General features: G+C 48.0%; 9 protein-coding genes and 1 riboswitch. Of the genes, 1 reads left to right on the top strand and 8 read right to left on the bottom strand.

Going from position 1 to position 12,799, the window contains the following annotated elements; all coding sequences use genetic code 11:
- Positions 1-2: 2 nt before the first annotated feature.
- The 8 genes from HPS53_RS01275 to HPS53_RS01310 all read right to left on the bottom strand — a co-directional run bounded on the left by HPS53_RS01275 (position 3) and on the right by HPS53_RS01310 (position 11,083).
- Entirely contained in the window at positions 3-758 is a 756-nt protein-coding gene (locus HPS53_RS01275; RefSeq protein ID WP_008782458.1) for an ABC transporter ATP-binding protein, read from the bottom strand.
- The gene (locus HPS53_RS01280) at positions 755-1,735 is read right to left on the bottom strand and encodes an iron ABC transporter permease (protein WP_008782459.1); all 981 of its coding nucleotides are present in this window, start codon (positions 1,733-1,735) and stop codon (positions 755-757) included. Before HPS53_RS01280 ends, HPS53_RS01275 begins: the two co-directional genes overlap by 4 nt.
- Positions 1,736-2,875 (bottom strand): ABC transporter substrate-binding protein, encoded by a 1,140-nt coding sequence (locus HPS53_RS01285; protein ID WP_016278622.1) that lies wholly within the window; start codon positions 2,873-2,875, stop codon positions 1,736-1,738. It lies immediately after the preceding gene.
- Positions 2,876-2,879: 4 nt separating this feature from the next.
- The gene (locus HPS53_RS01290) at positions 2,880-4,970 is read right to left on the bottom strand and encodes a TonB-dependent receptor (RefSeq protein ID WP_016278621.1); all 2,091 of its coding nucleotides are present in this window, start codon (positions 4,968-4,970) and stop codon (positions 2,880-2,882) included.
- 13 nt (positions 4,971-4,983) lie between these two features.
- Entirely contained in the window at positions 4,984-6,063 is a 1,080-nt protein-coding gene (locus tag HPS53_RS01295; RefSeq protein ID WP_004320571.1) for a glutaminyl-peptide cyclotransferase, read from the bottom strand.
- 85 nt (positions 6,064-6,148) lie between these two features.
- Positions 6,149-8,203, bottom strand: a complete 2,055-nt coding sequence (locus HPS53_RS01300; protein ID WP_016278620.1) for a DUF4971 domain-containing protein — start codon at positions 8,201-8,203, stop codon at positions 6,149-6,151.
- Positions 8,204-8,211: 8 nt separating this feature from the next.
- Entirely contained in the window at positions 8,212-9,987 is a 1,776-nt protein-coding gene (locus HPS53_RS01305; RefSeq protein ID WP_016278619.1) for a PKD-like domain-containing protein, read from the bottom strand.
- Positions 9,988-10,114: 127 nt separating this feature from the next.
- Positions 10,115-11,083, bottom strand: coding sequence for a DUF4465 domain-containing protein (locus HPS53_RS01310; RefSeq protein WP_016278618.1), 969 nt, complete (start codon positions 11,081-11,083; stop codon positions 10,115-10,117).
- Between the two features lie 159 nt (positions 11,084-11,242).
- Positions 11,243-11,435: riboswitch (cobalamin riboswitch) on the bottom strand.
- A 514-nt stretch (positions 11,436-11,949) separates the two neighbouring features.
- Between HPS53_RS01310 and HPS53_RS01315 the strand changes: the two genes are divergently transcribed.
- The gene (locus HPS53_RS01315; protein WP_016278616.1) at positions 11,950-12,432 is read left to right on the top strand and encodes a hypothetical protein; all 483 of its coding nucleotides are present in this window, start codon (positions 11,950-11,952) and stop codon (positions 12,430-12,432) included.
- Positions 12,433-12,799 lie beyond the last annotated feature (367 nt).

Raw genomic sequence — 12,799 nt, forward strand, 5'->3', positions numbered from 1 at the left:
ATTTATCGGGCTTTTACCATACCTGTCGCGGTATCGAACGTCACGGAATTATTACGGAACAGCCGTTCGATGCAACCGCTCCGGCGCATCTCTTCGGTCGGCAGGCACGACAGGCAGGGCGGGTCGATAAGGGCTATCGCATCGGTGAGCGACAGGGCGATATCCAGCTCGTGAGTGGAAAAAAGGATGCACTTGTTTTCTTCATGCGCCAGCCGTGCCAGTAGCGTACACAATTCGTAGCGGTTGGGCATATCGAGAAACGAGGTGGGTTCGTCAAGTAGGATAATCGGCGTATCCTGCGCCAATGCCCGTGCAATCATGATGCGCTGGCACTCGCCGTCCGACATCCTGTCCATCGTGCGTTCCGCATAGTCCTCCATGCCTACCGAGGCGAGCGACCGCATAACGATCTCCGTGTCGGCCTTCTGCATCCTTCCTATCCAATTGGTATAGGGTGCGCGGCCGATAGCCACGACGTCCTCGCATTTGAGGTTGGCGATGCGTGTGCGCTCGGTCGTGACGAATGCCAGTGTTCTTGCCCTCTCTGCAACCCGCATATCGGCGGCGTTATGCCCGTCGAGCAGGATTCGACCGGCATAACGGCGGTTCAGTCCGGCGATGGCGCGGAGCAGCGTCGATTTGCCCGTGCCGTTGCGCCCGATAAGGGCTGTCAGTTTGCCTTTTTCTATGGTGGCTTCCACCTCGCAGAGCAAAGTTCGCTCGCCGTAGCCTATGGAAAAATCGTGTAACTCTATCATGCTGTAACGGATTTGTTGCGCAAGACCACCCACACCACAATGGGGATTCCCAGCAATGCGGTGATGGCGTTGATCGGCAGGGTGAACAGTTTGGAAACAAGGTCGCAAAGCAGCAGCACGGAAGCACCCGAAAGAACGGTTCCCGGCACGAGCACCCGATGGTCACTGTTGCGGAACAGCATCCGCGTGACGTGGGGCATGGCCAGCCCGATGAAACCTATCGGACCGCAAAAGGCGGTCACAGTGCCGGCCAGCAACGTCGTGGAGAGGAACAGCAGTCCGCGTGAGCGACGAACGTTCAGCCCCATCGTCACGGCATACTCCTCGCCGAACAGCAACAGGTTGAGCGGCTTGATCGTCACCACCGCCAACAACAGTCCGGTGGCAATCGACGGGATAAGCACTGCAAGCTGGTTGAAGGTCACATCGCCGAGCGACCCCATCGTCCAGACGACGAACATTTTCAAGGATTCATCGTTGGCAACATACTGCAATATTTGGACAATCGCACCGATTCCCGACGAGAACATCATGCCGAGAATCAGAATTACCATGATATCCTTGATGCGGTGTCCGACGGCGGCGATGACGACCAGCACGATTGCCGCTCCGAGCCATGCCGCCCCAGCGATGCCTATCGACGAGCCGACACCGGCGAGTACGACGAGTGCCACGCCGAGGCTCGCGCCCGAACTGATGCCGAGCACGTAGGGGCCGGCAAGCGGATTGCGGAAGAGGGTTTGCATCTGGAGTCCGCTGACCGACAGGGCGGCTCCGGCCAGCAACGCGACCACCGCCTTAATCAGTCGGATATTCAGTATGATTTTCGCCGTCGCTCGCGGACAATCGCCGCCCGTCAGGGCCGCCCAAACATCACCGAGCGGTACGGCGACAGCCCCCACCGCCAAATCCAGCAAAAACAGGAAAAGGGTGAGGGCAGCCAGTGCGGTAAACAATAGGACGGAACGGGAGCGCATCTATTTCAGTTGCTTGTAATAGACGAAATCTTCCTCGACCAGTTCGGGGTGGAATATCTTCACGAGGTCTCGCAGCACGAGGTCGGGATTTACGACTGCAGACTCATAGTAGTCGTTGCCGCCAGCAGCATTGGTGCGGGCGTTGTTGTTATAGACCTGTCCACCACGGAAACAGCGGGTGTCGATGAACTTCGGGCAGGCGGCTCGCAGCTCGTCGAGCGTGTTCGCCATACCCACATGCAGCCACATATCGGCTTGCGAGGCCAGCAGGTAGGCTTCCTCCAGGTCTATGGGCACCGAGGCATTGCCCGTGTTCTTTTTGTAGATGTAATCGCCTCCGGCATCTTTGACCATTCGGGCGACATAGCTTTCGGTCGAGGGCATGAACCAGCTGTCGCCGTAAGGGGTGTTGAGCATCACCGACGGGGCATCGAGAACATTGTCCGCTACTTTCTTTCTCAGGACATTGTATCTGACGGGGATTTCCGCGAATACTTTTTCGCCCTCCGCCCGTTTTCCGATGATCTCCGAAAGTGCCAACAGCCATTCGGCTTTGCCCAGCGGCGATTCTTCGAGGTAATCGCCGACGTACATGAACGGAATATCCAGTTCTTTGAGCTTGCCCTCCATCGAGCTTGCCCCGTTCACGCCGTAGAGCAGCACGAGGTCAGGGTCGAGCGAGAGCAGCAATTCGTAGTTGATATTCCCTTCGTAGCCTACATCTCCAACGCTGTCCCGCCGTGCCTGAATGTCGGGATTGGAGATGTAGTCGATGCCTGACACGCCGACTACGCGTCCCGTTTCACCGATTGCGTCGAGCATGGCGATATGGGTAGAGGACATGCAGATGATGCGCTCGGCATCTTTTCCGAGCACCTGACCGGTGAAATCTTCGGGTACGCTTTCTCCGTCACGGGCGATGAACAGGTATGTGGTAATGCTGTCAGCTCCCTGCCAAGGGTTCGTGATGGTAACCAATACGCTCTTTTTGCCGTCTGCACCTTTTATGTCAAACCCCGAAGCGTATTCGGGTGTATAGACCGCTCGGTTGAAATCGGCAAGTTTGGAACTCTTATCATGGCAGCCTGTGAATGTCAGTACAAGCAGCAATATCAGGCTCAGATTTTTCAATGCTTTCATATCGTTACAAATTTGTGTTTACGGACTTTTTCTTGTTTTTCCCGAACTTCGGGGTGATACCGATGAACAGCTCGAAGTTGATGCCGGGCATGGGGCGCGAGAGTACCGAGAGGTAATCTTCATTGAAAAGGTTGTTGACGGCGAATTTCAACTGCACGTCCACCGGTTTGAAAAAGAGGTTTTTCTCCAAGGAGACGTTGCTCATGAAATATTCGGGCAGGTGTCCTGTCAGCGTATAGTCGTTGCTCGACATGGTGAAACGCTCCGAGTAGAACGCCCACTTGTAAAGGAACGCCCACGACCGCCACGACAACCGTCCTGTCAGCGAGGCGGAATGCTCCGGCACGTAGGGTAACTGTTTGCCCACCGACTGGTCAGCAGGTGACATTTTCTCGCCCTCGTTGATAGAGGGTGTCCACGAATAGGAACCGTTCAGGTCAATGAGCCAATCCTTTGCCGGCTGCACGGCCAGGTTCGCCTTGACCTCGATGCCGTAGGCGTGTACCTTCTTCACGTTGCGGGGCGAAAAGAAGCCTTTGGTGGTGGGCAGCCAGATAATCCAATCGTCGATGTAGGAATCGAACCAGTTCACGCCGCCGCTCAACTTATAGACATTTTCTTTGCCGACCTCGAAACTTACACCTGCATCGTAGCTGAAACCATGCTCGTTTCTCAGATTGGGATTGCCACCGGGCAGAAAATAGAGGTCATTCAGCGTCGGGAAACGGTAATTGCGTGAAACAGAAGCTTTGAGCATCACATTCCCTTTCGGAGAAATGATGCCGTCAATAAAAAAAGCCGGTATAAGCGGAGCCCACTCGGAACCGTACATTTCTTCTCGCAACACAACCGACATGCCAAGCCGGTCTATCGGTTGCCACTTGGCAGATACGGAGCCGGAAAGTTCCACGCGTCCTTTGTCATAGCCCACGATGGCTTTGCCTCCGTCCTGCAAGATGATATTCTTGTCCTCACTGCGTACCAAATGCTGGTGAGCCGATACGTTAGCGGTGAAAAACCAACGTTTTGTCGGACTGTATTCACCTTCAGCCTGCCCGTAGAACGTATTTACCTTGCTACGGGAACGGGTCATCGACGCCCAGTTATCAGGTGCGACCTCACGCTTGTAGTCGTAGGCCATCCATGTGTGTATGTAACCGCCTTTCACGCCGAGTTTCCAGTTGCTTTTGATATGATCCCACGAAAGGACACTGCGGAAAGTCTGTTCCCGCTGGCGGTTCTCGAAGTCGGTTGCATCTCCGTAGTCGGTCGTCAACATCGGAAGTTCCCGGTTGGAGTTGATATACCATGCGTTCAGGCCTAATTTGTCGCCTTTGCGGGTGTTGTAATAGACCTCTTGAAGCAGGTGCAGGTCCTTGAACGCCCCGGAGCGGTTGCGCTCTTTAGGGTGATACTGCCCGATGATGTTCTTGTCCTCGTCGTAGATGTTTATCTTCTTGTCGTGGTTGGTGTACTTGTAATCGTTGGGCGAGGAAGAATAGACCGCACGGGTGGAGATGTGCCACCGCTCGCTTCCGTAGGTGAAGCGGGCGAACTCGTCGAATGTCCGGAACGATCCGATGCCCTGCACGTACTGGGCGTTGAACCCTTCGGCAACGGTGGGGGTGGTACCAAGCTTAACCAGACCGCCCAGTCCACCGCCAGTCTCGTTCACCGATGAAGTACCGTGCAGCAGCGATGCGTTGTCTATGAAGTAGGACGGAATGGTGGAGAAGTCTGTCATGCCGAGCATGGGGTTGTTGATGCGCATGCCGTTCCATGTCACTTGCGTGTGTGAAGGCGACGTTCCTCGGAACGCGACGGTCGAGAGCGTGGCGCGTCCGTAGCTCTTGACGAATACGGACGAGTTGAACGTCAGGATGTCGGCCATCGAGAGGGCGATGTTCTCTTTCAGTGCGAGTGAATCGAACTTCGTCTTCTGCACACCGATTTCTTTCATCGGCCGATGTCCGATGACCGTGACTTCCGGTATGGTAAGATGCCAGTCCGACCGCTTTTTGCTTTCCGTCTGCTGCGCGAAGAGTGTCGTGGGGAGACATGCTGCCAAAGCGAAGAACAGATATAGTCTTTTCATATTGCCTCCTTTCTTATTTCCAACAAAATGCACCGGGGATAATCCCGACATAAAATTCATCTATCAATTTCCCTTCGGGCGAGTAGCGGTAAATCATGCCCTGCTGCTGGTAGTCGATGGCATCGGCGATGTATACTTCCCCGTTGGCGGGGTTTACCGTCAGTCCGTAATAAATCGTGCCGCTGTATTCGAGGAACGGACGCACCGGCACATGGCTGGCTGTCACGTCCATGCTCCAAATGGCCTTGTTGATCCAGTAGAGTTTGTCCCTGTCGCCATTGAGCTGTACCTCCGAGGGCCAGTCGCCCAACTTGAACTTGAACTGCTTCTCCACCGTGAATGTCTCGGCGTCGATGCGGTAGAGCGACGGGGCTTCGTAACCGTAGGGGCTGCCTTCGTAACCGCCGTCGGTCACCGTCCACATCTTGTTGTACTTGTCCATGACCAGCGATGTCGGTTGTATGCCGACCTTCAGTTCATCGACCACTTGGTCGGTTTCGGTGTCGATTTTGATGATGCGGTTCTGATACGACCAGCAGTTGCAATAGACGTATTTGCCGTACTGCACCATCTGCTCCGTCGAGCCGCTTTCCATCGTCATGTCCGGCACTTGAATGTAGCCGGTAATTTCATATTTCTTCGGGTTGATGATGAAGATGCGGTTGTCCCACAGTTGGGTGACGTAGGCTTTTTCGTCGCTTAGGAAATGAATGTAGCGCGGCGAGGTCAGGTTCTCGATGCGTCCCACCTCCTTGAAGGTGTTCAGGTCGATGGCGAAAATCACGTGGGAGTTGTTCACCACGACCCAGCCCTTGTTGTCGTAGATGGTCATCGACTGCGCCACGTCGCCGAGTTTCATGCCGTTGGCACGGAAGAAGATTTCGTTCTGTACCTGTTTGGTCGCAGGGTCGTAATAGGACAAGGTAGCATTGCCGTACTGGAAGTTGCCCTCGTTGGTGATGAACAGTCCGGCTCCCGTGGCATTGAAGTCTTCTACGGCATCGCCGTAGTCCCACTTCATGCAGGATGTCAAGGATAGTGTCACTCCGACAACTACGCTCCATAGCAGATATTTCAATTGGTGATAGGTCATACCGTTATTTTTATAGTTAATCCCCGGTAGTCTTACCTTACGGTAAGCATACCGAGGATTGGCAGAAAACTTATTGTTTGGTTATCTATTCGGCAGGCTTGTACTTCCCGTCTTTCATATCTTGGTATGTGGGGTTATAAGCACATTCTCTGACAGACCATTGAGATTCTCCTGTTAGAACATTGTTTTCAAACAGGTATTTGAAAGAACTGAAATCGCTAACATCTCCTTGCCCGCTTATACTAATCCCTTTTACTGATTTGAGACCTGAAAAATCAATGGACAAAATACCATTAGAACCAAAATCAGAATACGGGCATGTTATTGAAAGATTTTCGGATATTGATTCAACGGTAGGATAAGACACCTCATCAGCCGTCATACCCCATACAACAGTAGATGTTACAATATTAAACAGTCCGTTTATCGTTTTTAATTTGGGACATAAAATATTAGTAACATCAATCTTAAACTCAATTTGTGTATTTGCTCCATCCGTCCCAATGCTTTCCAAACTGGTAAACTCAATATCATTCTTAAGAAAATCAGTCGTAACCGAACATGAACCGAGAATTTTTTTCAATGACGGGAAGGTAATATTATTTGCATTCGTATTATTTTCTAATGTTAAAGTACCTCCTATTTCCTGCAATTTAGGAAATTCAATTTCCGCACCCGTATCAACACTTCCCGAATTCAATGCAATAGTCATATTTCCTGCCACACGAATAAATGGCATAACAAATTCTTTTACATAAAAATAATCTTTGCATTGGAAGTCGCCCTCTATATTTGAGATTCCCTCAAGAGTCAATTCGGTCAATCGACAATTTTTAGGAAGCAGAAGAAGGCTACCGTTAAATGTTTCCGAACCTACGATTTTATTTAGTTGCTTACATTGTAGGGTAAGTGTATTCCCGTTAAAATTTATCTGGGACAAATCCAGTTCTTCTATGAGCAGATTACTTAAAGTCATATCACCGAGTACATCTTTCAAAGAAGATATATTAAACTTATTGACTTTATTCGCATCCACACTGGTCTCTCCGCAGGAAATAAGACCGGGAAGTTCAACAATGGAAATCTCTTTGCAATTTTTTATAGTCAGTCCTCCAACCGAATGTAATTCGGTCATTGCAAGACTTCCGATGGAGGACATATCGGAGAATGAGGCAGTACCGGCCACACTTTCCAATGCCGGTAGATAAATTCCTTGCAGTTTGGGAAAATATTGGACTGTAAGTTCATTCCCGACCCGTTTGAGCGCTGAGAAAACAATGGCTTCGGTTGTCGCTGATTCTTTTTGTGCTACCGAACCTTTGACAATTAAGGAAGCTCCGACAGATTCAACGGCATTTGCATCCAAATCAAGCAAAGCATCGGAGGTTATATACATATCCTCACCAATGAACTCGACTTTGGGTATGGATATTTTTTCAATGACAGAACTGTTAACGACAAAATCGCCGGTCACTCCAAGCAAAGAGGGCAGATTAACCGTTTTGAGCGTTATGTTTTTACTGGTAGAAGTTGTCGATCCTAATTTGAAACTTCCGAGTTGTTCCAGATTATCCAACCCCGTCAAATCCGCTCCTTTGTAAGACGGATTGATAACAAGAGAGTTACTGATTTGTTTCAGGTTGGCAAGTCCGTCCAGATTGGTGATTTCTTCTCCGTCTGCCGTTCCGATGGTCAGGCTGCCTTCGATTTTGTTTATTCCTGTCTTGGCAAAATTATCCACCTCGGATTGCGTGGCAAGTACCACGCTGCCGCTCTGTTCGATGTCTGCATATTGATAAGTATAGGAATATACTTTGCTCTCCTGCATTCTGGAGGTGACTACGAATTTCCATTCATTTTCCCAATCCTCTATGGTTGATGGATTCGGGTTAATAGAGGCTCCCTCGCAAAGGGCATACTCTACGGTAGCCCCTTTCAGACTGGTATTATAAGGTATCTCAACTGTAATCTTGTCCCCGACTATCATGGCTTGATAGGTAATGCCATCTACAGTTAGAGCAAACTCGGAGATGAAGTGATCCTTGCCGTCTATTCCGCTTACTTCAGGGTCGTCATCACTACATGCAGCAAGGCAGAGCGTAGCGAAACAGAATAGGATGAAATGATATATTTTGTTCATAATGAATTTTATTTGTCGTTATTGTTGTTTTCATCACAGAACTTGAAAACTTCCGTGGAATTTTCCCCTAACCATCCGGCTTTTACATTGACTCCGGTCTGCACCTTGATAAAGTCGATATGGGAAAGGTTTGCAGGTGTACCGTCGATATTGACTGCATCGGAAATCTTAAAATAGTTTCCAAGTGCTCCCGCGTTAGGATTGTCTTTATTGGGCATATCATCACCAATATTATCGGCATATCCCCATCCGAACGGATTATTGGACCACATGCCTGTCGACGGGCTTTGTTCGGTACGTGCTTTCAGGCATGTGCCGTATAACGTATAGGAATCCGCTTCAATCCACAAAGGATAATAAAACTCTTGCGGGTGATAGTTGCCGAGACGGTCAATCGCTCCTTTATTTCCCTTGTTGTCCTGCCATTGAGTATCCATGTTGGGACCGGGACGGAAATAAGTTACGGCATAGTCCTGAATGGTTTCGGGTTTTCCATATTCAGAACCCTTCAGTTCATACCATTCATCGTTGGGCAAGCCGTCTCCATTGACATCTTGCATTACCCATACAATGCCCGGTTCATTTGACGAATCAAAGGCATTTCCTTTGATGGAAAAATCATAACCGCCTTTGTTTTCGATACTGTGGTCGAATCCTACTACGATATATCCTCCCCAACCTCCAAGAGAAACATATTGTTCATTATCAAGACGTTTTTGTGCGTAAGCACAGGCTGCTTCGTGCGTGCTTTCCCCATTGAAACCTGCTGTATTCGTTTCGTTTACGAATTGTCCCGGAGCCGGAACAAATTCATATACTTTATTGCTGTAAATGGAATTTCCGGCAGCAAAAGGTCTTTTTCCGGCCGCTTCACAACATTTCACCGGAATATTGACACTGACTTCATCGACACCGGAAACAGCAATATTACGAGTGAGGGTTGCTTTTGTTATTTGATTATCGTATTTCACGGTAAAAGTAAGCGTGTGTTCTCCGGTTTTAGAGGGTTTGAAACCGTAAACCAAGGAATTGGCTCCCTCAATCGGTTGCCCGTCCAAAATCCATTGATAAGAAGGCTCGGCACTTATTGATACAAAGGGGCGGACAAACAAAGTACGTCCTAATTCTACGTATTTGGTATTATCCTCGGTGAAATATAAAGATGACGGAACTACGATTTCAATTGGAAGTTTATCGACAACCTCAATAGAAACTGTCTTCTCTGATTGTCCGTCTTCATTCGCTACAGTTAAAGTCAGTTCATAAGTTCCCAACTCATCTTGCTTGAATGTATAAGTATTTTCAGTTCCGACTTCGTTCCCGTTAAGAGTCCACAAATAAGTAGCTCCTTCTGCATTTTGAATGTCGGGAGTAAGGATATATTCACGTCCTGCGACAACTTTAAGCCCTATAGAGGGGGTTACCAATGAAATGACGGGCGGAGCCAATTCATTGACATCCACACGAATTTCTTCCTCTGTGCTGGCATCCCTCGTATCCACACGCAGGGTAACGTAATACGAACCGCATTCGTTGAAAATGTATTTCAATTGAGGCTCATCGGAAATGATACGACCGTTGCATTTCCATGAATAAACGGCGTAATCGACATTCTGATAGGTCGGCTCAATAACGACCTCTTTTCCTATCTTTACAACATAGATTCCGTCTTCGCTGTCCAATTCAATGACAGGAGGCACGGTCACGTCCTGCGATATTTCTTCGTCTTTGTTGCATGCAAATAGAAATATCGTCAAGGAGAATAAAAGCAAATACTTCTTCATTATATTTATAATTTTAACGCTGAAATTCCCTTGAAGAAAGTATTTAATTTCAATCTCCATTGGGATATAATAAAAAGAGGCAAATACTTAGCATTTGTCGTTAAAAAGCATTTGCCCCAAATTCATGTTATTCGTTTACGGTTACATCAATATCGTCTATGGCAACGTAAGCAGGAGTGTTCAATCCGTATGCGCTTGAATCGCTTCCTTTAAAATTGATAGCTACAGTACATACGCTGTCACCTAAACCGCTTAAGTCCACTTGGCTCCAACCAGTACGGATTTGATTGGCCAAGCCTGATTCTGCATCCTTACTGGAATCGAAGTTTGCCAAATAGTATTCTACTTCCTTACCTGTAGGTTTACCCGTCGCATCCAACGCAACAAATACCACCTTAAACCATCCTTTTTGTGCCGACAAAGAGCCTTGTGTAAACGAGTTGCCATCCTTCATGACCAAGTAGGTATAAGTTGTATTGCAGACCCATACACTGTTGAATTTGCCATATTTCGGTGTACCCTTGACAGGAGTGTTTGTGGTAACGACTCTGTAGCCGGTTGCATCGGTCAGGTAAATCTTCGCACATTTGTCATAGGTTGCTTGTGAATCATTGTATGAATCGCTATAACCGAAAGCTACAGCAAAATTTTTACCGCTATGACCGCCGTTGGGCCAGTACACGCTACATTGGTTTTGATAATCCCCCTGTGTCAGATTATGGAAATTAGAGATGGCAAAACCACCATTCCAAAACTCATATTCCCAAGGCTGTCCGCTTACCCATTCTTGTTCCAAATAGTTAATCGGGAACTGAATGTACGTACCGGTTTGCCCGATTTGAGTGATGTAGCCGGTCGTTACCTGCTTGCCGTTGGCCGTGGCAGAATAGAGATTGTTTCCATACTGGTCAGAAGCCATTACGCTGGAAGGTACGTTATCAAAATTGATAAGCGCATTGGTAGAACTTATCGCGCGGGTTTGAATCGCACTCTCCTCATACGGAGCAAGGAAGTCATCATCGGACGAACATCCTGTGAACACTGCGGCGGCCATTGCTACAACAGCCATTGCCAAGAATTTAAGATTCTTTTTCATAACTCAATTATTAAAAGTTAAACAAAAAAGTTTAATTACACATTCGTTTTCCTTGCGATAGATTTGCAACGAATGAGAAATCGGTTATCAAAAAGAATATTAGGTGTCTTTGGACGAGCCTCTGTTCATTTTAATCTAATGCCAATTATCCCGTGGTCACTAAATCATATCTCATCAAGCAGGTCTTCTGGCTCATCCCGCTTATCGCGCCTTCCCAGCTTTCACCAGTGGCAAAGAGTGCGATAAACTTTAATAGGACTTACAGCTGCGAGTACAGCTCCGGATTTTCACCGGGATTCCCTTTTAATTCCATTCGACGCTTCGATTGGAAACTTGACTGGTGCAAAGTTAATGGTTATTTTTTAATCTCGTTTCTTTTTCCCTAATTTTTATTTCAAGAAAAGATTATTTTATAGTGCGAATTGTATTTTCATGCCAACTAAACATTTATAACAACTATGAATAGTCCTTCCCCTTTATGAATAATAACATTTCTCAATTATGGCTTTTTCTCATCTCACGTCAGCAATTCTCTTCGGAGAGGTTTTCTATGCAAAGGTACAGCGTGCGTCCGGTCGTCAAGTACCGCTTTCGCTAACGGTTCCCGGATATTCTTCACGGCAGCCTTCCGCAAATCGAAGATGGGCTTTTAGCCCCCGTCTCGTTGCAGAACAAAGCCGGTCGAGCCGGGTTTTGCCCTTGCACTCGGCGGTTGGGTATTCCGTTCCATCCCGTACACTGTTTACTTGCCTTATCCGTCCTTTTTCCGCTGTCAGTCCTGCATAAAAATCATTCCCCGACGAGAAGCCGAAGAGCTTCAAGAAAAGGGAAACAAGAAAATGTTTGACAATCTAAAATTTACAATTATGCACAGCAGGATTTTTCAAATTTCAACAGAGCCGATAGACAAAGAAAACTATCTGAATGAGGACACACTCCAGCAAGGAGACGGGAGCTTCTATGACTATTGTTCAGAAATAGACGAGGAAAACCGTAAAGAGGATATTGCCAATTTGGTCAATCATGCCTTACCCAACGGAATGTTCGAGCTTATATCCGATGACACCATGCGCTATAATGGTGGAATAGAGCAATGGAAAGAGGAGTATGTCGCCAATATCAAAAAGAGAGCGGATGCTCTTACGGTAGATAATATGTTGGAATGGGGTTCGACCTATTATCTCAAACAGGCAGTAGAAAATCCGTTGGATGTCGCCTATCATTTCTATTTGGATGGCGACGGCTGCCAGTCTTTTGCCGAACAGTCCTTTGCGTTTATGGAGTTTGTTTGTAGGCTTGAACCGGGAACGATACTCTACATCGGAGGAGTTGTTGATTATCACTTCTGATGATTGTCCGAAACATTGGCAATCACCCGCCTCAAAAGCGGGTGGTTGCTCTCTTTTTTGCACAGGCTCCCCGATTACTTTTATAACATACTCTGCCGAGTTTCCGCCATCGGCTTCCCTGCCGGTATATTCCTGTTTTAAGGGTATAATCCCTTCACAGCCCCGACATACGCCGCAGATCTGTTTTCGTGTGCAAAGGTACGGTGGACGAACATGGTTCAAGTACCGCTATCGCTACCTGAAATAAAATTTGACGACAACTTTCCGTAATCGGAGATAACGGTATTTCATAAAATTTCATCGCAGGTTCCTTGTCCGTCGTTCTTGTATCCCCCGTTTGGAACGCACATGAAAACAACCTCTTTGG

Origin of the sequence: Prevotella sp. PTAC, assembly GCF_013166535.1 — a bacterium.
Classification (GTDB): Bacteria; Bacteroidota; Bacteroidia; order Bacteroidales; family Bacteroidaceae; genus Prevotella.

Bases quoted from the DNA above. Each gene is read 5' to 3' on its own strand.
- HPS53_RS01310 (WP_016278618.1), bottom strand. From the start codon at position 11,083: ATGAAAAAGAATCTTAAATTCTTGGCAATGGCTGTTGTAGCAATGGCC.
- HPS53_RS01305 (WP_016278619.1), bottom strand. From the start codon at position 9,987: ATGAAGAAGTATTTGCTTTTATTCTCCTTGACGATATTTCTATTTGCA.
- HPS53_RS01275 (WP_008782458.1), bottom strand. From the start codon at position 758: ATGATAGAGTTACACGATTTTTCCATAGGCTACGGCGAGCGAACTTTG.
- HPS53_RS01290 (WP_016278621.1), bottom strand. From the start codon at position 4,970: ATGAAAAGACTATATCTGTTCTTCGCTTTGGCAGCATGTCTCCCCACG.
- HPS53_RS01285 (WP_016278622.1), bottom strand. From the start codon at position 2,875: ATGAAAGCATTGAAAAATCTGAGCCTGATATTGCTGCTTGTACTGACA.
- HPS53_RS01315 (WP_016278616.1), top strand. From the start codon at position 11,950: ATGCACAGCAGGATTTTTCAAATTTCAACAGAGCCGATAGACAAAGAA.
- HPS53_RS01295 (WP_004320571.1), bottom strand. From the start codon at position 6,063: ATGACCTATCACCAATTGAAATATCTGCTATGGAGCGTAGTTGTCGGA.
- HPS53_RS01300 (WP_016278620.1), bottom strand. From the start codon at position 8,203: ATGAACAAAATATATCATTTCATCCTATTCTGTTTCGCTACGCTCTGC.
- HPS53_RS01280 (WP_008782459.1), bottom strand. From the start codon at position 1,735: ATGCGCTCCCGTTCCGTCCTATTGTTTACCGCACTGGCTGCCCTCACC.